This window comes from Streptococcus constellatus subsp. constellatus (genome assembly GCF_023167545.1).
Classification (GTDB): domain Bacteria; phylum Bacillota; class Bacilli; order Lactobacillales; family Streptococcaceae; genus Streptococcus; species Streptococcus constellatus.
Genome location: NZ_AP014647.1, coordinates 919,922 through 940,563 on the forward strand (window position 1 = coordinate 919,922; position 20,642 = coordinate 940,563).

General features: G+C 36.6%; 21 protein-coding genes and 3 pseudogenes. 7 read left to right on the forward strand and 17 right to left on the reverse strand.

Translation table 11 applies throughout. From position 1 onward, the window contains the following. Positions 1–32 precede the first annotated feature (32 nt). Together SCSC_RS04540 and SCSC_RS04545 are read right to left on the reverse strand one after the other, a co-directional pair. Positions 33–500, reverse strand: a complete 468-nt coding sequence (locus SCSC_RS04540; RefSeq protein ID WP_006267890.1) for a deoxycytidylate deaminase — start codon at positions 498–500, stop codon at positions 33–35. Between the two features lie 16 nt (positions 501–516). Further along, positions 517–1,101, reverse strand: a complete 585-nt coding sequence (locus tag SCSC_RS04545) for a TetR/AcrR family transcriptional regulator (protein WP_003068989.1) — start codon at positions 1,099–1,101, stop codon at positions 517–519. A gap of 134 nt (positions 1,102–1,235) precedes the next feature. Here SCSC_RS04545 and SCSC_RS04550 point away from each other — a divergent pair, with 134 nt between their 5' ends. Then, positions 1,236–2,081, forward strand: coding sequence for a DegV family protein (locus SCSC_RS04550; RefSeq protein WP_006269543.1), 846 nt, complete (start codon positions 1,236–1,238; stop codon positions 2,079–2,081). 270 nt (positions 2,082–2,351) lie between these two features. Here SCSC_RS04550 and SCSC_RS04555 read toward each other — a convergent pair whose 3' ends face one another. The 5 genes and pseudogenes from SCSC_RS04555 to eno form a co-directional block, all read right to left on the reverse strand. After that, complete coding sequence (locus SCSC_RS04555; protein WP_115342916.1) at positions 2,352–3,284, reverse strand: IS30 family transposase; 933 nt, start codon at positions 3,282–3,284, stop codon at positions 2,352–2,354. 90 nt (positions 3,285–3,374) lie between these two features. Continuing rightward, positions 3,375–4,106: a DUF3307 domain-containing protein gene (locus SCSC_RS04560; protein WP_006269369.1), complete on the reverse strand. Its 732-nt coding sequence runs from the start codon at positions 4,104–4,106 to the stop codon at positions 3,375–3,377. Next, positions 4,099–4,776 (reverse strand): SatD family protein, encoded by a 678-nt coding sequence (locus tag SCSC_RS04565; protein WP_022524577.1) that lies wholly within the window; start codon positions 4,774–4,776, stop codon positions 4,099–4,101. The genes SCSC_RS04560 and SCSC_RS04565 overlap by 8 nt, the downstream gene beginning before the upstream one ends. Before the next feature lie 151 nt (positions 4,777–4,927). Next, positions 4,928–5,676 (reverse strand): annotated as a pseudogene (locus tag SCSC_RS04570) (NAD-dependent protein deacylase). A gap of 77 nt (positions 5,677–5,753) precedes the next feature. Next, positions 5,754–7,058: a surface-displayed alpha-enolase gene (eno, locus tag SCSC_RS04575; protein ID WP_006269397.1), complete on the reverse strand. Its 1,305-nt coding sequence runs from the start codon at positions 7,056–7,058 to the stop codon at positions 5,754–5,756. A 174-nt stretch (positions 7,059–7,232) separates the two neighbouring features. Here eno and SCSC_RS04580 point away from each other — a divergent pair, with 174 nt between their 5' ends. Both SCSC_RS04580 and SCSC_RS04585 read left to right on the forward strand, forming a co-directional pair. Then, on the forward strand, positions 7,233–7,685 hold the full coding sequence (locus tag SCSC_RS04580) for a DUF1694 domain-containing protein (protein WP_006269378.1): 453 nt from the start codon (positions 7,233–7,235) through the stop codon (positions 7,683–7,685). 11 nt (positions 7,686–7,696) lie between these two features. Beyond that, positions 7,697–8,020 (forward strand): annotated as a pseudogene (locus SCSC_RS04585) (nuclear transport factor 2-like protein). 55 nt (positions 8,021–8,075) lie between these two features. Here SCSC_RS04585 and SCSC_RS04590 read toward each other — a convergent pair. The 6 genes and pseudogenes from SCSC_RS04590 to SCSC_RS04615 form a co-directional block, all read right to left on the reverse strand. Beyond that, a complete protein-coding gene (locus tag SCSC_RS04590; protein WP_006269398.1) occupies positions 8,076–8,825 on the reverse strand; it encodes a PHP domain-containing protein in 750 nt (249 codons plus the stop codon). Positions 8,826–9,038: 213 nt separating this feature from the next. Then, positions 9,039–10,232: an MFS transporter gene (locus SCSC_RS04595; RefSeq protein ID WP_232565270.1), complete on the reverse strand. Its 1,194-nt coding sequence runs from the start codon at positions 10,230–10,232 to the stop codon at positions 9,039–9,041. A gap of 115 nt (positions 10,233–10,347) precedes the next feature. Next, positions 10,348–11,694, reverse strand: a complete 1,347-nt coding sequence (asnS, locus tag SCSC_RS04600; RefSeq protein WP_006269416.1) for an asparagine--tRNA ligase — start codon at positions 11,692–11,694, stop codon at positions 10,348–10,350. A gap of 78 nt (positions 11,695–11,772) precedes the next feature. Beyond that, positions 11,773–12,089, reverse strand: a pseudogene (locus SCSC_RS04605) (VOC family protein). A 2-nt stretch (positions 12,090–12,091) separates the two neighbouring features. Next, a complete protein-coding gene (locus SCSC_RS04610) occupies positions 12,092–13,270 on the reverse strand; it encodes a pyridoxal phosphate-dependent aminotransferase (RefSeq protein WP_006269371.1) in 1,179 nt (392 codons plus the stop codon). Further along, positions 13,267–13,755 (reverse strand): cell wall elongation regulator TseB-like domain-containing protein, encoded by a 489-nt coding sequence (locus SCSC_RS04615; protein ID WP_006269373.1) that lies wholly within the window; start codon positions 13,753–13,755, stop codon positions 13,267–13,269. The genes SCSC_RS04610 and SCSC_RS04615 overlap by 4 nt, the downstream gene beginning before the upstream one ends. Before the next feature lie 84 nt (positions 13,756–13,839). Here SCSC_RS04615 and SCSC_RS04620 point away from each other — a divergent pair, with 84 nt between their 5' ends. Then, a complete protein-coding gene (locus SCSC_RS04620) occupies positions 13,840–14,286 on the forward strand; it encodes a MarR family winged helix-turn-helix transcriptional regulator (protein ID WP_006269391.1) in 447 nt (148 codons plus the stop codon). Between the two features lie 66 nt (positions 14,287–14,352). Continuing rightward, positions 14,353–14,904 (forward strand): NADPH-dependent FMN reductase, encoded by a 552-nt coding sequence (locus tag SCSC_RS04625; protein WP_006269408.1) that lies wholly within the window; start codon positions 14,353–14,355, stop codon positions 14,902–14,904. A 31-nt stretch (positions 14,905–14,935) separates the two neighbouring features. Here SCSC_RS04625 and yaaA read toward each other — a convergent pair whose 3' ends face one another. Continuing rightward, positions 14,936–15,679, reverse strand: a complete 744-nt coding sequence (gene yaaA, locus SCSC_RS04630; RefSeq protein ID WP_006269374.1) for a peroxide stress protein YaaA — start codon at positions 15,677–15,679, stop codon at positions 14,936–14,938. Between the two features lie 113 nt (positions 15,680–15,792). Between yaaA and SCSC_RS04635 the strand changes: the two genes are divergently transcribed. Further along, on the forward strand, positions 15,793–16,251 hold the full coding sequence (locus SCSC_RS04635) for a DUF1836 domain-containing protein (protein ID WP_006267836.1): 459 nt from the start codon (positions 15,793–15,795) through the stop codon (positions 16,249–16,251). Next, the gene (gene trhA / locus SCSC_RS04640; RefSeq protein ID WP_003068940.1) at positions 16,235–16,882 is read left to right on the forward strand and encodes a PAQR family membrane homeostasis protein TrhA; all 648 of its coding nucleotides are present in this window, start codon (positions 16,235–16,237) and stop codon (positions 16,880–16,882) included. Before SCSC_RS04635 ends, trhA begins: the two co-directional genes overlap by 17 nt. 110 nt (positions 16,883–16,992) lie before the next feature. Here the strand turns inward: trhA and SCSC_RS04645 are convergent, their stop codons facing one another. Genes SCSC_RS04645 through SCSC_RS04655 form a run of 3 tightly spaced genes read right to left on the reverse strand, consistent with a single transcriptional unit; the run spans position 16,993 to position 20,543 of the window. After that, positions 16,993–17,949: an ABC transporter permease gene (locus SCSC_RS04645; RefSeq protein ID WP_003068938.1), complete on the reverse strand. Its 957-nt coding sequence runs from the start codon at positions 17,947–17,949 to the stop codon at positions 16,993–16,995. A gap of 1 nt (position 17,950) precedes the next feature. Next, complete coding sequence (locus SCSC_RS04650; RefSeq protein WP_006269380.1) at positions 17,951–19,015, reverse strand: ABC transporter permease; 1,065 nt, start codon at positions 19,013–19,015, stop codon at positions 17,951–17,953. After that, complete coding sequence (locus tag SCSC_RS04655; RefSeq protein ID WP_006269415.1) at positions 19,008–20,543, reverse strand: ABC transporter ATP-binding protein; 1,536 nt, start codon at positions 20,541–20,543, stop codon at positions 19,008–19,010. The genes SCSC_RS04650 and SCSC_RS04655 overlap by 8 nt, the downstream gene beginning before the upstream one ends. Between the last annotated feature and the right edge of the window lie 99 nt (positions 20,544–20,642).

Here is a 20,642-nt window from a genome sequence, read left to right on the forward strand (position 1 = left end):
ATTCATAGAAAACAAATGTTACACTCTAAAAGTTATATTAAATCAATCTCCGAAATTGCTTCTTTTACTTTTTCAATTGGCAAATGTACTAGCTCGACTTTCTTTTCGCTATATAAATAACGCGCATAATCATCCATACGGTATTGATTGATATACACCACTCGCTTGCAACCAACTTGTAAAAGCTGCTTAGTACAATTGAGGCAAGGGAAATGCGTGACATAAACAGTAAAACCTTTCGGGATTCCACGCTCTGCACCTTGTAAAATCGCATTCACTTCTGCATGTAAGGTTCTCACACAATGCCCATCAACCATCAAACATTCATGATCAATACAGTGCTCCGTTCCTGAAACAGAACCATTATATCCTGTTGAAATAACTTTGTTCTCCTTTACAATAACCGCTCCTACACTTGCTCGCTTGCAGGTTGAGCGATTAGCAATCAAGAGAGCTTGCGCTGCAAAATATTCATCCCAAGCCAATCTTTTTTTAACCATGTTACACCTCATTGTCTTATTCATCGCTCGATTTACCATTCTTTCGCTGCGGAAAAAGCGGAAGTCCGAGCGATGCAATCTTCTCTGCTGGAACCCTCATACCGTCTTTTATCCATTTAATCAAAACAGAAACCACCGCCGAACTCCAAAAAGAATTCATGTACGTTGAAGCCTCTTTTCTGGAATAATTTTGTTGCTCTAACATATCAAACACAGCACTTGTCAACAGTTTTTCTAAATTGTAGTCTATCGCTAGACTAACAATTCGAGCTTCTTTTTTGACTTCTTTAAACAAGAACAGCCACACTTGATAAAGCTCGGTTCTCATATTGAATTGTTCCAATTTATCGGTAATCTTTTGTACTGTTCGTTGGAAAATCTCTTGTAAAATTTCTTCTTTTGAATCATAATTTCGATAAAAAGCTGCTCGCGAGACACCCGCTCTCTCTACTAATTCAGAAATGGTAATTTTGGTCAACTCTTTCTTTTCTAACAATTGCAATAGCGAGATTTCTAAGGATTCTTTTGTAATTCGGTTAGATTCCCGATTTGATATTTTTAGATTTTCTAAAGATTTTTTCGATATTTTACGTTCCGACATAACATTTTCTTTCTACATGTAACAACCGACTGTAAAGGCTTTCTAAAGCGGTGTTTTCATGATATAATTGTAAAAAAAGGCAAACCTTTTGTCAATGTCTAATTAAGGGATCATCCCACTAAAGGAGAAATTGAATGACTTGGAAAATTGTAGCTGATTCAGGCTGTGATTATAGAACTATCGAAAACCTTGCTGTTGACACCTTATTTGAAAGTGTTCCTCTGACCATTCAAGTGGGCAATGAAATCTTTATAGATAATGCACAACTCAATATTGATGATATGATGAAAAAAATGTATGCCACTTCTTCTGCTTCAAAATCAGCCTGCCCTAGTCCAGATGACTACATGAAGGCTTTTGATGGCGCTTCAAATATTTTTGTGGTTACTATTACAGGAACCTTATCAGGAAGTCACAATAGCGCGCAAGTTGCTAAAAAACTCTATCTCGAAGAACACCCCGATGTGAATATTCATATTATTGATACTCTTTCTGCAGGCGGCGAGAATGACTTGATTATCAAAAAACTGAATTTTCTTATTGGTCAAGGTTTGAGTTATGAAGAAGTCGTGACAGAAATTACAGCCTATCAAACCAAGACAAAATTACTTTTCGTTCTTGCCAAAGTTGACAATCTCGTTAAAAATGGTCGACTAAGCAAATTAGTCGGAGCCGTTGTAGGATTACTTAACATCCGTATGGTAGGCGAAGCTAGCCAAGACGGGAAGTTAGAGTTACTTCAAAAGGCACGTGGTGCAAAAAAATCACTCATTGCAGCTTTTGATGAACTCATAAAAGCGGGCTATGCAGGTGGGCAAATCATTATTGCTCATCGAAATAATCTTAAGTTTTGCCAGCAATTTTCCGAAATGGTGCGAGAAAAATTTCCTCAAGCTGTTATTGAAGTTATTCCAACTTCTGGCCTGTGCAGTTTTTACGCCGAAGAAAATGGTCTCCTCATAGGTTATGAAATTCAATAATGTAACAAAAGGAATTAGACAGGTGACTATGAAACGAATATAATCTGAGAAGATTACGTATACGACGGAATAAAATTGAAAATTTTTAGCTCCTAGTTTCACTCCTGCAAAGGTTGAACCGTCTGAACGGATTAGCTCAGTAACCTCTATTACAAATACTTTGAGCAATAAACCACTGCGTCCTTGGTTTATTGCATCATATACTTTGAAACTGGGAATTTTCGTCCCAGTTTTTTTATAAGATAAATTGCAAAAAAAAGTGCAACAAATCTAAAATTCATCCATAAGAGCCTCAAATGCTGTTTTGTAACCTAAGCATTTTCTTGGACGGTGATTTATAGCAAGTAAAGCATTTACTAACGATTCATCAGTAATGTCGGTTAGATTAGTCCTCTTAGGAAAATATTCTCTAAGCAATCCATTTGAATTTTCATTACTTCCTCTTTGCCAAGATGAATAAGCGTCCGCAAAGTAAAAGTCTATTCCTAAAGCTTCCACTTGAGGATAACAAGCAAATTCTTTTCCTCTGTCTGATGTAAATGTTTTTAAAAAGTTCTTAGGAAAAATCTTCTGAAGTGTTTCTATGACTGAAAACATTGACCTAGCTGATCGGTCAGGTATTTTAAATGCCAGATAAAAACGTGTTTTTCGCTCTACAAATGTAGCCAAGCATCCTTTGCTTTTCCCTCTGGAAGAAACCATGGTATCTAATTCCCAATGACCGAAACTTTGCCTCCTCTTCACTTCTTTAGGTCGTTTGGAAATAGGTTTACCAATAATGAATTTCCCTCTCGTCTCATGGGGTTCACGTATTTTACCTTTTCGTCTTAACGTCTCTACACTAACTTCGAGTTGGCCATTATATATCCAATTATAAATCGTTTTAAACGATACGATTGGCTTATTTTCGTACTGATAACGCCCAAGAATCTGCTCGGGTGACCAGGATGCTTTTAAATGACGTTCTATATCTTTCTTCATCAGTGAAGTACATGCAGTTTTCCTTCCCTTAAGTCTAGATAATTCCTCATATTGCCTTTGTGCTTCTTCGGCAGAATATTTATTTGGACACCGTTTGATTTCTCGGCTAATTGATGAACGGTGAAAACCTAACTTAGTTGCAATATAGGACTGATTAAAACCTGCTTCAAGATATGCTTCTATCTTTAGCCGATCAATTATGGTAATATGTAAGTAGCTCATAGGATCTCCTCGTGTCTGTTTGTGTGCTTACTTACAGTTTACACGATTTGAGAACCTATGGGTTTTTGTTGCACTATATTTTACAATTTATCATAAATAAAGCAAACTAAAAACAATGAGCACACTAATCATGCTAAAAAGTGAGCCAATGAGGTAATATTCCGCAAAGGACTGGCTTTCAGAAATTTTATTATAGCGAGCAATTGACTTGGCGGTAAAAACTAAACCAATCGAGGCAAATTGTCCAAATACGAGGGACAAAGCCATAATATAACGCTCTAAAATCCCAATCATCGCACCTGCACCTGCTATGGTATCTTGATCATTTCCATTTGACTGATATTTGCTAAAGAAAAACTTAAATAAAATATTAACAGGTTTTCCAACGATAGCCAAAAGTAGAAACATCTGAGCTACTAGAACACTATTTTTAAGCCAAAGTGGATAGGTTTTACTCGCCAATACGGTATAAAATAGGAAAATGCAAATGAGATGAAGTAGTTGGTCAACGATAAAAGCTTGTTTGGTACATTTCTTTTTCTCTATAAAAATATTGAGCTTGTACTTCAAAAAGTCAATAACTACATGACTAAGCCAAACCGCAGCAAAATATAGGCTATTTTTGGGGAAAAAGACACTCAAAATCAGTAATGGAAGAAAAACGATGATCAAATGTAATATTAAATATGGGAATTTCCGACTTTTTAAGTCGGCTATTTTTTGACTCTGCCATTGAAAATCAGCTAAAACATGAGCTATCAACGTTAATAATAAGATTGGATTTTGCAGGAAGAAATCTGAAAACCCCCACAACTTAGACATACCTACTCTCCTCCTTTGCTATCTCTTTTAATATCTGATTCATAGCAACTCGTTTATTTCTGAGATAAATTTTTAGACCACTTGCCTTGATACGTTTATTAAAAGCACTTGGAGTAATACCGAGCAATCTTGCTATTTCTTTATGCGAAAATGTTTCATCGTATATATTTTCAGCCAGTAATTGTTTGAGTACATCATATTGAACTTCTGTCCACTTAGACTGAATAAAAGAACACGCAGCTAACATAGCATTGACAGTCCAACTAACTTCTTCATTTGCCAAAAAAACTGAAATGTGATTGATGCCATAATCATTCTTATCGTGGATATGGTTAATGGCTTCTCTCGCCAACCAATATGCAGGACCATCAGAACCTATACTTTGTTCTTTATTGATCTCTGTAATCATATCTCCAACACCAATACCGAATCGAATTTCATAAGGAGCAAATGCAACAGAAAGCTGATCTATGATTTGAAATATATAAGAATTTGGTGAAAATAAGGCTTGAAATTCATCTCCAGTTGTGACTGTAAAGGGAGAAACTAAATAATTTTGATATTGCTGATTCAACTCTTTCATCAATTGTAATAAGTGCTGTTGCACCTGTGCTCGATCTTGTATTTTTTTTGATTCAATAATATCGCCAATAAGAGCAATGTACATCATTTTCTCACCTCTTTTTATCTATTATAACGGAAATTTTTAAAAATTTCCATTACAAAGGACATTTTATAAAATTTCCGTTATAAAGGACATTTTTAAAATTTTACTTTTTTAAAAAATACAGTTAAATGCCATACATTCACTGATTTTCGAATTAATTATCCGTTAATTTCCATACCTTACTTAGCACTTCTCCAATCTTGCCCTTGATGACTAAATCAGCTTGATTATCTTGTACCGTATTACTTTTATTGATAAGGACTAGCTGCCGTCCTTGAAAATAATGAACTAAATTCGCCGCTGGATAAACAACTAGCGAGGTTCCACCAATGATGAGTAAATCAGCTCGACTAATAGCTTGAATAGCTTGAGAAAAGACGTCCATATTTAGCGATTCCTCATAAAGAGTCACATCTGGCTTAACTATGTAACCGCAAGTCTCACAATAAGGAATGGTTCCAGATAATCTCAAAAAATCCTCTAAGTCATAAAAACGATGACAGTTGGTGCAATAATTTCGGTCAACACTACCATGAATTTTCAATACATTTTTGCTTCCCGCTATCTCATCTCGTGTAAACTATCAATATTTTGCGTGACAATCGCTTTTAATTTCCCTGTCTTTTCTAGATGAACTAAATAATCATGGGCTACATTTGGTCTGGCATCCGGATAAATGAGATATTTTTTGTAAAAGTCAAAAAACTGTTCTGGATAGCGTTCAAACATCGTATGGGAAACTAGTTGCTCTGCTGTAAAATGCTGGTTTAACTCAATATTGTAAATACCATTTGAGCTGCGAAAATCCGGAATACCAGATTCAGTTGAAACGCCTGCACCACCAAAGAATACAATATTTTGACTACTTTGAATAATATAAGCCAGTTCTTCAATTTTATCCATATTATCCTCCTAAAATTTATCGATACAATAAAGAAAAAATCGACTAGTTTCACTAGCCGATTCGTATTCTAACTGAATTATTTTGACAAGTTATAGAAAGATTTCAAACCACGATATTCAGCTACTTGACCAAGTTGGTCTTCAATGCGAAGCAATTGGTTGTATTTAGCGATACGGTCTGTACGTGAAAGTGAACCAGTCTTGATTTGTCCTGCGTTAGTTGCGACTGCGATGTCAGCAATTGTTGAATCTTCAGTTTCACCTGAACGGTGTGATACAACAGCAGTGTAACCAGCTTCTTTCGCCATTTCGATAGCGTCAAATGTTTCAGTAAGAGTACCGATTTGGTTAACTTTGATAAGGATTGAGTTAGCACAAGCTTCGTTGATACCTTTTTCAAGATAAGAAGTATTTGTTACGAAGAAGTCGTCACCAACAAGTTGCACTTTCTTACCAAGACGTTCAGTAAGTTTCTTCCATCCATCCCAATCGTTTTCATCCATACCATCTTCGATAGTGATGATTGGGTATTTGTTTACTAATTCTTCAAGGTAGTCAATTTGTTCATCAGCTGTACGAACTGCAGCTCCTTCACCTTCGAATTTAGTATAATCATAAACTTTACGTTCTTTGTCGTAGAATTCTGATGATGCACAGTCAAAACCAAGGAATACATCTTTACCAGGAACATAACCAGCAGCTTCAATGGCAGCAAGGATTGTTTCTACACCGTCTTCAGTTCCATCAAAACGAGGAGCAAATCCACCTTCGTCACCAACAGCTGTTTCAAGACCACGAGATTTAAGGATTTTCTTAAGAGCGTGGAAAATTTCAGCACCCCAACGAAGAGCTTCTTTGAATGTAGGTGCACCAGCAGGTACAATCATGAATTCTTGGAAGGCGATTGGAGCATCTGAGTGAGAACCACCGTTGATGATGTTCATCATTGGAGTTGGAAGAACTTTAGTATTGAATCCACCAAGGTAGCTGTAAAGTGGGATTTCAAGGTAATCAGCAGCAGCACGTGCCACAGCGATAGATACACCAAGGATTGCGTTTGCACCCAATTTACCTTTATTTGGAGTACCATCAAGTGCAATCATTGCACGGTCAATAGCTTGTTGATCGCGAACGTCATAACCAATAACTGCTTCAGCAATAATATTGTTTACGTTGTCAACAGCTTTTTGTGTACCAAGACCACCGTAACGAGATTTGTCACCATCACGAAGTTCAACTGCTTCGTGTTCACCAGTAGAAGCTCCAGATGGAACCATACCACGTCCGAAAGCACCTGATTCAGTATAAACCTCTACTTCAAGTGTTGGGTTACCGCGTGAGTCTAGGACTTCGCGAGCGTAAACATCAGTAATAATTGACATTTTTTACTCTCCTTTGAGTTATTTTATTTACATTCCTATCATACCTTAAAAATCGGTTTTTTTCAAGGAAAAATCGTGTCTTTCTATGAAATTTACGATAATTTTCTGTGTAAGCGTTTTATATTTCCGAATGTTTCTTGGATAAATTTCAAAAAAGTATGTTATACTAACTTTATGACAGATATAAACAAAGCAATAATCGAAAAAGCTCAAGGGGGATTAAAATTAAATCCTGATGAGCAAAGAAAATTTTTAGAAACATTTGAAGAACGGGTCATAGCAGAATGTAGCATTGATGAGGCTAATAGTGCTCCTATCTACGATCACTTTAAAGAAATGTTGCAAAAGATTATCTTGGACTATCAGCCTGTAACTGTGAAAATATCTCCTGCGGTCACCAGTCAATATCAAATTTTTTACTTAAAAATAGCAAAAGATCTCGGTTGCAAAGCAACAATCGTGTCTAGTAACTGCAAAAATTCTCCATTTGGATTGGTTATTCATAGCGATCATCCAGTAGAGATTACCGAAAAAGAAATCCTTATCCAATTTTCTGAACTTTTCCAATCAGATTTATCCCAACAAGCAGAAAAGAAACTTTCTTTTTGGAAAAGGTTGTTTCATTAAGGAAGTCGCTAATGACAAATTTAGAAACATTAACCTTGTTCTTTCAAGCGGAAAATCAAAGAGATTAGAAAACTTACCAAAAATTTTTACATACTAAAATCATCTGGGAATTGCATGAGCAAAAGGTTTCTATTATTCATGGAGTAGAAGATTACCTTTATAAGATTCAGCAAGCCTATCGTCATAACACTGTTCAATTTTCCCGTTTACATACTTTTTCAACAGATGAAAATCAGATTGTTACTATTCTCAAAAATGATTTCGGTCAACTATCCTGTGATATTTTTGAATTTGAAAATGGTTTAATTGTCAGAGAATATAAATATTTGCTATGATCATTTTTGAGAAACAAACGTATAAGGCTAGGGAATAATATCCTAGCCTTATTTTTTATAACAACTCTGCTTCGCCTATACCAAATGCCGTCAGGATTTGCTTGATTTGGTCGAAATTCAAGCGAAAATGTTCTAACGTATGGGCGTCAGAGCCAACAGAATACTTTGTTCCGCCCAATTCTTTCACCAAAGATAGAGCATAGATATAAATATCTTCGTGATTATAGAGATACATAGACTTGCAATTCAGTTCAAAAGCCAAGTTGTGCTCTATCATTTTCTGAAAAAGGGCACGAAGTTGAGGTTCAAAGTTTTTTAGTTCTTCAACTGTCACATTAAACTTGCGAAAACCATAGTCAAAATGAGCCAAAACATGAGCCGGAATACTTTCAATGGCTTCTTCTAATTCTTTTAAATAATCTGGAATCCATTGCATTTTTTCCAATTGCAAAACAGGAGCTTCTAAGTAATCGAATTTCCCATTGTGATGAACAGATAAAAGTTTCAAATCATAATCTTTATCTTCTAAAAAAGCCAAAGTATCTTTCTTACGTGGTCCATAATAGCCTATTTCAATTCCTTTTTTGATTCGATTTCCATATTTCTTATTGAGAAAAGCTATTTTTCTAGAATAAGACTTATAATCAGGAATATCATCGTGAGGAGAGCCTGCATTATACGGATAGGGATTAGATAAATCCAGATGTTCAGTCGTCACAATTTCTCCATCATAATGTTCCAAGTAATCTCTAAAATCAGTATCTGAATCGTAAGAAAAGTAAGTATGAAGATGATTGTCACGCATAATATTTTTCCTCCTATCGTTCCATTAAATTATACCGGAAACTTAAAAAATATCGTTTCTAGTTCCATTATCTCTTTCTATGGTCTATGAATAGTAATACCGTCATTTACAATTCCTTACCACAAAGATTGATTAAGTAACAAACCAATCTGTCCATGAAATTTAGCTCATAAAACTTATATTTTATCAATAAATATAGCCTAAGGTAAAAAATTAATTTTCGATTGTTTTCAGCTGTTTACGAATCCTTTGTAAAACGATAATTAAAGGTAGTACTAACACTATCAGTACCGTTCCCAAACCAATAAAAGTCGAATTGAAGCCAAAACTGTCAATCAGCCAACCAACAATCGGAAAAATGATAATCATGCTTAAACTGAACATCATTGAAGTAACGCTTAACATGGTCGCTCTGACTGAGTTTGGTAAATACTGTTGCAAATCATTGTAAAAAATCGGTTGATACATGGCATACAAAGCATTTGTCGCTAAATAAACAAGGATATACATAAATGGAGTTTCCAAAAACGACAGAATATAAGCTCCCCCTGTTAAACTGACAACTACTGGAAAAATCCGAAAAGAATGCCATGTTTTCCCAATCTTACTGGCGATAGAAACTGCCAAAATATTTAAGACGCTGCCAATTAACATAACTGTCGAAATTTGCCATCCAGCTAAATCTGGTAATTGTTTTTGATAGTAAAAATAAAACATACACATCATTGTTCCAACGAATTGGAAAATCATCATCCACGCAAAAAGACTCGGACTACTTTTCATTTCTTCTTTTACCGTCAGGATTATTTTCTTCATCGTAACCACTTTATCTGTTTGCCTTTTCATATCTGGTTCCTTTATTAACCAAATCAAGATTAAAACAACAATCGAAACTGCAATCATAATATAATAAGTGACATACAAATATCCATGTACAAACAATCCAGCTAATACTGTTCCTAAAGAAATCGCTGCTTCTGAAACACCTGATATCAAGCTTGATAGTTTCAAATAACAATCTTTTAAGTCCGCTTCTACTGCAGAATCATATAAAAGTGCAGAGCTCGTTCCTGAATCAAAATTATAGGACAAAGCATTGAAAATCATTGCCAGAGCATAAATCCAAAAGTTTCCCTGCCCTATCAACATCAAAATAGATGACAAAATACTTGTTAAACGGCTGATATACAGATTAGCCTTATAAGAAAACCTGTCTGCTAACATACCTGACGGAATTTCAAAAATGATCCCAGTTGCATGAAAAATACTCTCTAACAGACCAATTTGCAGTAAAGACATCCTGTTTTGGCTGAGAAATAAAATCCAAAAACTTGTAATACCTAAAAATCCTAGAAACTCCACTCCAGCCATGAGAGGAATATTTCTTTTGTAACTTCTCCTAAACATAAACATATTTTTTCCTTGAATAAGAACAAACTGAACATTTCGTCTCATTTTCTTACTTAGTCGTTTTCCATATATTTTATTTCTAAAAAAACGCCAACAGGCGTTTTTACATTTCTTAAGGTTCAATTCTGTGAAGCATGCGTGGAAACGGAATGGCTTCACGAATGTGTTTCGTTCCTGCAACAAATGTCACCATTCTCTCCAAACCAAGTCCAAATCCAGCATGAGGAACCGAACCATATTTACGCAAATCAAGGTAAAAGGCATAATCATCAGGATTGAGACCGTTTTCCTTAATCTTCATTAGTAGTTTTTCATAATTTTCTTCACGGGCTGAACCACCAATAATTTCACCATAACCTTCTGGCGCCAAAAGGTCTGCACAAAGCACGCGGTCCTCATTTTCAGGCACAGGCTTCATGTAGAAAGCCTTAAAACTAGCAGGGTAGTTCACAACGAAAGTTGGAAGACCGAAATAGTTTGAAATCCACGTTTCATGTGGTGACCCAAAATCATCTCCACGTTCGATGTGTTCATACTCTGCATCTTCATCATTTTCATGTTCTTGCAAAAGGTCAATTACTTCATCGTAAGAAATGCGTTTGAATGGTTCAGTTGCATATTTTTTAAGCAAATCTGTATCGCGTTCCAACATTTCAAGTGCATGTGGTGCACGATCCAAAACCCCTTGAATCAGAGCCTTCACATAAGCCTCTTGAAGATCAAGCGATTCTTCATGTGTAACAAATGGATATTCTGCATCCATCATCCAGAATTCTGTCAAATGGCGACGTGTTTTGGATTTTTCAGCACGGAAAACCGGACCAAAGTCAAATACACGACCAAGTGCCATAGCACCAGCTTCTAAGTAAAGCTGTCCAGATTGACTTAAAAAGGCAGGAGTTCCAAAATAATCTGTTTCAAAAAGCTCTGTTGAATCTTCCGCTGCATTCCCTGATAAAATCGGACTATCAAATTTGATAAAGCCGTTCCGGTCAAAGAACTCATAGGAAGCATAGATAATCGCGTTGCGAATCTGCATAATTGCCATTTGCTTGCGCGACCGAAGCCATAAATGACGGTGATCCATCAAAAAGTCTGTTCCGTGTTCTTTCGGTGTAATTGGGTAATCAACCGATGTAGCAATAATTTCAAGGTCAGTAACATCAAGTTCATAACCAAATTTTGAACGTTCATCTTCTTTGACAATACCAGTCACATAGACTGAAGTCTCTTGACTGATATGCTTAATTGTATTGAATTTTTCAAGCCCAGCTTCTTCACCAAATTTTTCAAGAAAGTTCGGTTTAAAAGCTACACCTTGGAAAAAGGCAGAGCCATCACGCAATTGGAGAAAGGCAATCTTTCCTTTTCCTGATTTGTTGGCAACCCAAGCACCGATAGTGACTTCTTCACCAATATGCTTTGGGACGTCAATAATGCTTACTAATTCTCTAGACATTCATTCATTTCTCTTTTCTTTTATTTTTTTATGATAAACAGTCTCAATATTGTTTCCATCTGGATTAATGATATAAGCTTAAGCTGCATAATAGCCAGGATGATAGTGGCTACGTTCACCAGGAGCACCATTATCCTTGCCACCAGCCGCCAAGGCTGCTTGATAGAAGTTATCAATTTCCTGAGGATTTTGAGCACTGAAGACAAAATGCTCAAGCTCTTGCTGACCAATATTCAACCAAAAATCACCTCTAGGACCGTGTTCCTAGGCTCAGCAAAACTTACTACTTGAGGAATGTCAAAGGTAAGCTTGTAGCCCAAAGGCGCTAGGGCTTCCTGATAAAAGAGTTTGCTAGCTTCTACATCCTTTCCTTTGATACCAAAATGAGCAATCATTTTTATTTCTCCATGAAAGTTTTAATGCGATGAACGGCCTCTTTCAAGGTATCCATATCCGTCGCATAGCTGAGACGAACATTTTCTGGTGCTCCAAATCCAGCTCCTGTGACCAATGCAACACCTACTTCTTCTAGGATAGCTGTTGTAAACTCTGTTACATCTGTATAGCCTTTCATTTCCATTGCTTTTTTAACATTTGGAAAAAGGTAAAAAGCTCCCTGAGGTTTTACAACATCAAATCCTGGTACTTCGGAAAGCAAAGGGTAAATGGTATTAAGACGTTCTTCAAAGGCTTGTCGCATGATTTCAACAGTATCTTGAGGACCAGTTAAAGCTTCAATAGCAGCATACTGTGTTGCAGTCGTAGGATTTGAAGTTGTTTGTCCAGCAATCTTGCTCATGGCTGCAATAATCTCAGGATCTCCAACAGCATAACCAAGCCGCCAGCCTGTCATTGAATACGACTTAGACACACCATTGATCACAATTGTTTGCCTGCGGATCGCTTCAGATAGACTCGAAATTGGTGTGAATTCATTTCCATTGTAAACCAAACGACCATAAATATCATCTGCCAAAATGAGAATGTCGTGCTCTACAGCCCAATTACCTATCGCCAACAACTCCTTAGCTGTATAAATCATTCCCGTTGGATTGGAAGGAGAATTGAGCACCAAAACTTTCGTTTTCTCTGTCCGTGCAGCCTCTAATTGCTCAACAGTCACTTTGAAATGATTTGCTTCTGTCGCTTGAACAAAAACTGGTATCCCTTCTGCCATCTTAATCTGATCACCATAACTAACCCAACACGGTGTCGGAATAATTGCCTCGTCGCCCGGATTGATGACACTCATAAAAAAAGTATAAAGGGAGAACTTTGCCCCCGTCGCAACAGTCACTTGATTTGATTTAATCGTATAACCATAGTATTTTGCAAAATACGCTACAATTGCTTCCTTTAATTCAGGCAGACCACTAGTAACTGTATAAAAGCTAGCTTTACCGTCTTTTATTGCAGAGACAGCTGCATTTTGGATATTCTTCGGAGTTGGAAAATCTGGCTCTCCCAAAGTCAGCGAAAGGATATTGCGCCCTTGTGTTTTTAAAGCTTTTGCACGCGCTGCTGCTGCTAGTGTCACGCTCTCTTCCATATTTAAAACGCGATTTGATAATATCATAGTCCCTCCTTACTGAGTAACCTTCCAGTTTCAAATTCAACATTGTAATAAGTTGTTCCAGATTTGATTTCCCAAATTGGTTGCTCTTTGATATAGCCAAATGTTACTTTATCAATTTGTTTGGCCCCATTATCTTTAGCGATTTTTTCTGCTTTCTCTTGACTAATTCCTTTAGACAACTCATAAGTATAGATTTTATCACTATCAGCTTCTATCAAAACAGCAAGCTGTGTCTTTTTGCGATTCTTCCCCAAAAGACTATAATAACTCTTTTTGCCATTATAGATAGCAAAGCGATCCACTTTATCCAAATCTGCGTATTGGCGAGCGATTTTACTAGCCGTTTCCTTAGCGGATTGATAAGGAATCATCGATAGATTTAAAATGTAAAGAAAAGAAAAAGTGAGAACAGCTAAAACTATCACGCTTCCGATAATATATTGCCATATAACGAAAATTTTATCATTTTTTCTTCTATTTTTCACTCGTCTATTATACTATAAATAAGGATTTTTTTCTATCTTTTTCTAAAAATTGATTTTATTACTACTTATTGGTAAAATACAGATATGGATAAACTAACAAAACTTTTACAAGAAAATCGTCTTGATTTAAAAACAATGATTGTTTTAAATAAAGCAATTCGTACAATTCGACATTTTGAAAACCAAGCAGCAAAACAACATAACCTTACTCCCACTCAATTTTCCGTCTTAGAAACTCTTTATAGCAAAGGAAACTTACGCATTCAAGACTTAATTGATAAAATGCTTGCTACATCTGGAAATATGACCGTTGTTATTAAAAATATGATACGAAATGGCTGGATTTTTCGGACCTGTGACCCATCTGATCGACGTTCATTTTTAGTCGGATTGACCCCAGAAGGGCGTAGCAAAATTGAAGCAGTGCTTCCAGATCATATTCAAAATATCCAGCAAGGACTCAGCGTTTTAACAGGGGAAGAGAAAGAAGATTTAATTCAGATTCTAAAAAAATTTAAAAATTTGAGCTAGTTTCTTGCTAACTAGTAATATTTGTTGTAACATGAACAGGTACAAAAGAAAAGGAGAGTGACTTATATGTCTAAAAAAGTACTATTTATTGTCGGGTCTTTTCGTCAAGGCTCATTCAACCATCAATTAGCTGCTCAAGCTGAAAATATCCTTACTGACAAAGCTGAAGTTTCTTATCTTGATTTCAAAGATATTCCATTTTTCAACCAAGATATTGAAAGCCCAGCTCCTGCCGCTGTTGCCAAAGCTCGTGAAGAAATTCTTTCCGCTGACGCTATCTGGATTTTCTCCCCAACTTATAACTGGTCTATTCCAGGTGTTGTTAAGAATCTTCTGGATTGGTTATCACGTGCTCTTGATCTTTCAGATCCTACTGGACCTTCTGCTCTCAACGAAAAGCTTGTAACAGTTTCTTCTGTAGCAAATGGAACTTCTCCAGATGAAGTTTTCAAACATTATCGTAGCCTCCTTCCATTTATTCGCATGAATGTCGTTGAACCATTTACTGGTGTTGCTGTGAATCCAGAAGCTTGGGGAACAGGTCAACTCACAGTTTCTGAAGAAAAACAAGCTGAACTCGCAGCCCAAGCTGAAGCTTTATTAGCAGCAATTAACTAAAAAGAATCCAAAACGGAATGATACGTTTACGTCATTCCGTTTTTTGCTTATTTTCCTTGACAAAAACATAAGTATCTATAGTAGATAAATCTTCTCGAAAAGCAAAGTCTGCAAATTGTAATTGCTTGATTTCCTCTTTCGTTGTTATTTGATTTTCAATTAAAGCAGTTAAAAATTGCCCCCGAGCCTTCTTAGAAATAGTTGAGTGAACTTTCAAACTTCCTTCTCTATCTTCTAAAAATTTAAACCGAAGCATCTTATCACGCACAGATTTGGAAAACACCGTCTCAAACTCACTTGATAACAGAGACAAAATCATTTCCTCACCTGAAATAGCTGCATCATAATCATTGCGCCAATAATTTTTCAAGCTTTTGCCAGAAATAGCACATTTCACTAAAAAATCCAATCGATGAGGTGAAATCAACGCCATAGCTGGCATAATACCATATAGACTAGAGGTAATGAGCAAATGATTGTCTATATATCTCAACTCTTTCTCCATTAAATCACTTCTTTTGATATTTCGATACATGAGACCATCAAATAAATGCAAAGCTGGGTAAGTAAGAGCTTGCTCATTTTTTAATTGTTGCAGATGAAGATGCTCCTCTTCTGCCCGCTCCAGGTTAACATGATAAAGCTTCGCTAACTCTTCAATAGAATACTGTGACAGGCTAGCTACAATTGTTTTTGTTTGCTCTGAAAGAAAATACTTGCCATGCGGTTTAAGGCTAAGATTCATTTCCTTTGCAGTTGGAATTAAAATTTTCATAATCTTATTGTATCAAAAGTTATTTTGCAGAACAAATGATTTTTCTCTTGACACAAGACATTTATCATTATATAATCTAGTTATTAAGACTAGATTATAAAGAGGTGGATATTTTGAAAATCACACAATTCCCAACTTGGGAGGAATTACCTGACTTAGATCTCTATCTTGACCAAGTTCTTCTCTATGTGAATGGTGTAAACGAACAGGCATTTCGTGGTACAGATAAATCTTTAACCGCTGCTATGGTTAATAACTATGTCAAACACGCTCACATTCCAAAACCAATTAAGAAGAAATATAATCGTATCCAGATTGCTCGATTGATTGTATTGACAACTTTGAAGCCTGTCTTTCCTATACCAGATATTATCAAAACGATTCAGCTTCTAGTAAACGAAAAGGATTCTGCTACTCTCTACAATGAATTTGTCTACTGTATGCGAGAGGAAAAAACAGATAATACTGCACCTGCTATTGAAGCAGCCTGTCAAACTGTAAAATTATTTCATCAAACGAAAGATCTTGCTTTATCCTTAGAAAGGAGGACAAAAGATGAACCAAACCCTTAAACTTAGCAAGCAGCTGAGTTTTGGTGAAGAAATCGCCAATGCCGTTACTCATGCTATTGGTGCTATCATCATGCTAATTTTACTTCCGATTTCTGCTATTTACAGCTATGAAGAACATGGTATGCTTGCTGCCGTCGGAGTTTCAATTTTTGTCATCAGTTTATTTCTGATGTTTCTTTCTTCAACCATTTACCATTCTATGAGCTATGGTTCTACACACAAGTATATCTTGCGAATCATTGATCATTCGATGATTTATATCGCTATCGCTGGAAGCTATACCCCCGTTGTATTGTCTCTTATGAATAACTGGTTAGGTTACCTTATCATTGGCATTCAATGGGGAACCACCATTTTTGGTATTTTATATAAAATATTTGCTAAAAAAGTTAATGAAAAATTCAGTTTGGCACTGTATCTTATTATGGGATGGTTAGTGATTCTTATCGTTCCCCAAATCATTGGGCAAACAGGACCAGTCTTCTGGGGACTGATGCTGGCTGGAGGACTCTGCTATACTGTTGGTGCAGGATTTTATGCTAAGAAAAAGCCATATTTCCATATGATTTGGCATCTCTTCATCCTAGCAGCATCTGCTCTTCAGTATCTTGCAATTGTATATTTTATGTAAGTAACTTTAAAGACAATTATTCTTTTAGAAAGTTTTTCCAAGCAGAATAATTGTTTTTTTATAAAAAGAGCCAGGCTACTTTGAAAAGTAACTTGGCTTTTTGCAATAAATTATTTTGATTTGATATAATTAACACCATCTGCTTTTGGTGCAACAGCTTTTCCGAAGAAAGCTGCTAATACGACAATAGTTAGTACATACGGTGCAATTTGCAAATAAACTGCTGGTACATGTGATAGGAATGGCAATTGACTTCCGATAACAGCTAAACTTTGTGACAGTCCAAAGAAGAGACTTGAAAACATAGCTCCAATTGGGTTCCATTTACCAAAAATCATAGCAGCCAGTGAGATAAAGCCTGGTCCGATAATCGTTGTTGCAGCAAAGTTTACTGAGATAGATTGAGCATAAATCGCACCGCCAACACCGCCAAGGAAACCTGAAATCATCACACCATAATAACGCATGAGATAAACATTGATTCCCAATGTATCAGCCGCTTGTGGGTGTTCCCCTACAGAACGTAAACGCAGCCCAAATCTCGTCTTAAACATAATGAACCAAGCTAGAAAGGCAAATGCTACTGCAATATACCCCATTAGACTGGTATGTTTGAAGAAAATATCTCCAATGACAGGAATATCTGATAATAGCGGAAAGTTAAATTTGCCAAATGATACTTGAATATTATTAGTTTGTCCTTTGTTATAGAAAGCTTTTACCAAGAAAATTGCTAAGGCAGGTGCCATCAAATTGAGCACTGTACCACTAACAACATGATCGGCTCGGAAATTAATCGTTGCAACAGCATGGATAAGAGAGAAAATCAATCCCACAATACCGCCAACCAAAAGTGCCAGCCACGGAGTTAAATTTCCAAAAGTATTGACAAAGGTAAGGTTAAAGACAACTCCTGAAAAAGCCCCCATTACCATAATACCTTCGAGTCCGACATTGACAATTCCTGCATGCTCAGAATAAGCTCCACCAATACTTGTAAAAATCAAAGGTGCTGCATAAATCAGCATAGAGGAAACTAATAGACTTAACATCGTTACAAAATTCATCTTATTTTCCTCCCTTGACTTTTGCTTGTTTTCTTGGTTTGATAAAGTGTTCAATGATATAATGAATACTTACGAAGAAAATAATAGACGCTGTTACAATATTTACCAACTCAGCCGGAATCGTTGCGGTATTCATACCTGGAGCACCGACTTGGAGCACTGCAAATAAGAAGGCTGCAAATGGAATACCAATTGGTGAATTGCTAGCTAATAAACTAACGGCCATACCATTAAATCCAACAGCAAGAGAACTTCCTTGTACATAGATGTTTTGGAATGTTCCTAGTCCTTCGACAACACCTCCGACACCAGCAAGCGCGCCTGAGATAATCATTGAAAGAATAATCGTTCTTTTAGCAGACATCCCTGCATACTCACTCGCATTTGGGTTTAGTCCGACAGAGCGGATTTCAAAGCCAAGTGTTGTTTTTTTCAACATAAACCAGATAAGAACAACTGCAATGATTGCAAAGAAGATTCCGATGTTCATCCGTGAATTGTTTGTCAACGCTCGCAACCACTCTGTTTGATAGGTTGCATTTGCTCCAACTTTAATACTTGAATCAATACTTTGCATGACACTCTTGGGGAAACTATGAATCATTGCATTTCCAACATAAAGAACAATGTAGTTCATCATGATCGTTACAATAACTTCACTCGTTCCTAAGTAAGCACGAAGAATACCAGGAATTGCTCCAATAATCCCACCGGCTACTGCTGCAATAACAACTGTCGCAAGAATCATAATCGGACGTGGAAGGTTCGGAAACGAAAGTGCAAACCACCCACTTAAAATCCAACCTGCTAAGGCTTGTCCTGGTAAACCGACATTAAAGAAACCAGCTCGGCTTGCCACTGCAAATCCAAGAGCAATTAAAATAAGTGGACCCATTGCACGGAAAATTTCTCCAATATTGCGAACGGTACCAAAGGCTGCTTTGAACAATTCTTCGTAGCCCCAAATAGCATCATATCCAAAAATCCACATGACAATGGCACCTAGCAAAATCCCAAGAACAACGGAAATCAAAGGCACTGCAATTTGCTGTGTTTTCTTAGTCATTTGAATCTCCCTTCTTAATTTCACCACCAGCCATCAAGATACCTAACTCTTGCTTATTGGTTTCAGCAGGGGTTACAATGCCTTGAATTTTACCATCATGGATAACAGCAATACGATCTGAAACATTCAAAATTTCATCCAATTCAAAGCTGACAACAAGTACAGCTTTCCCCTTGTCGCGTTCTTCAATCAAACGTTTGTGAATATATTCAATCGCTCCAACATCAAGTCCACGAGTTGGTTGACTAACGATTAAAAGATCTGGATTACGATCGATTTCACGAGCAATAATCGCTTTTTGCTGATTTCCTCCTGAAAGTGCAGATGCTGGAACAGTTTCACTTGCAGCACGAACATCAAATTCCTCCATTAATTTGCGTGCATAAGAAGTGATATTATTATAATTTAAGATACCATTTTTGCTTAATGGCTCCTTGTAATAAGTTTGCAAAGCCATATTTTCAGACAGCATCATCTCCAGTACTAAGCCATCACGATGCCGATCTTCAGGAACGTGGCTGACTTGCATTTCGGTAATCTTCCTTGGAGATAGACCAACGACTTCTTCGCCTTTTATAGTAATACTTCCTGATTTTACTTTCCGAAGGCCTGTGATTGCTTGAATTAGCTCACTTTGTCCATTTCCATCAATCCCAGCAATTCCGACAATTTCACCAGCTCGCACATCCAAAGACAAATTTTTAACAGCAGGCACACCACGATTTTCATTAACGATCAAATCTTTAATGGATAGAATAACTTCCTTAGGGTCTGATGCTATTTTTTCTGTCGTAAAGGATACCGAACGCCCAACCATCATTTCAGCAAGATCTTTATTCGTTGCTCCACCAATCTCAACAGTTTGAATACTTTTACCACGACGGATAACGGTGACACGATCTGAAACAGCACGAATTTCATCCAATTTGTGCGTAATCAAAATGATGGATTTTCCTTCCTTAACTAGATTTTTCATGATATGCTCTAGTTCTTCAATTTCTGAAGGAGTTAATACTGCGGTTGGTTCGTCAAAAATCAGGATATCAGCGCCACGATACAAGGTCTTTAAGATTTCAACACGCTGTTGCGCACCAACTGAAATATCTTCGACTTTTGCTGTAGGATCTACAGCAAGACCATATTTTTCAGATAGCTCCGTGATATCTTTAATTGCTTTCCTAATGTCTAAAACACCATTTTTCGTCGTTTCACTCCCCAAAATAATGTTTTCAGCAACCGTAAAAGCCTCTACCAACATAAAATGTTGGTGAACCATTCCGATTCCTAAAGATGCTGATTTTGATGGAGAATCGATTGTTACTGACTTTCCATTCACAGTAATCTCACCACTTGTTGGCTCAAGCAAGCCCGCCAACATATTCATCAGAGTGGACTTCCCCGCTCCATTTTCTCCTAAAAGTGCATGAATTTCACCACGTCTTAGATTAAGGTTAATTTTGTCATTTGCGACAAATTCACCAAAAATCTTGGTTATTTCATGCATTTCAATGACATTTTCATGTGCCATATGATTAAATTCCTTTCAGAAATTATTTTATTTCAGTAAAACTCACTAAAAGATTAGCCAGCTTTACTGAGACAAAAGCTGTCTCAATCTCAAAAAAGC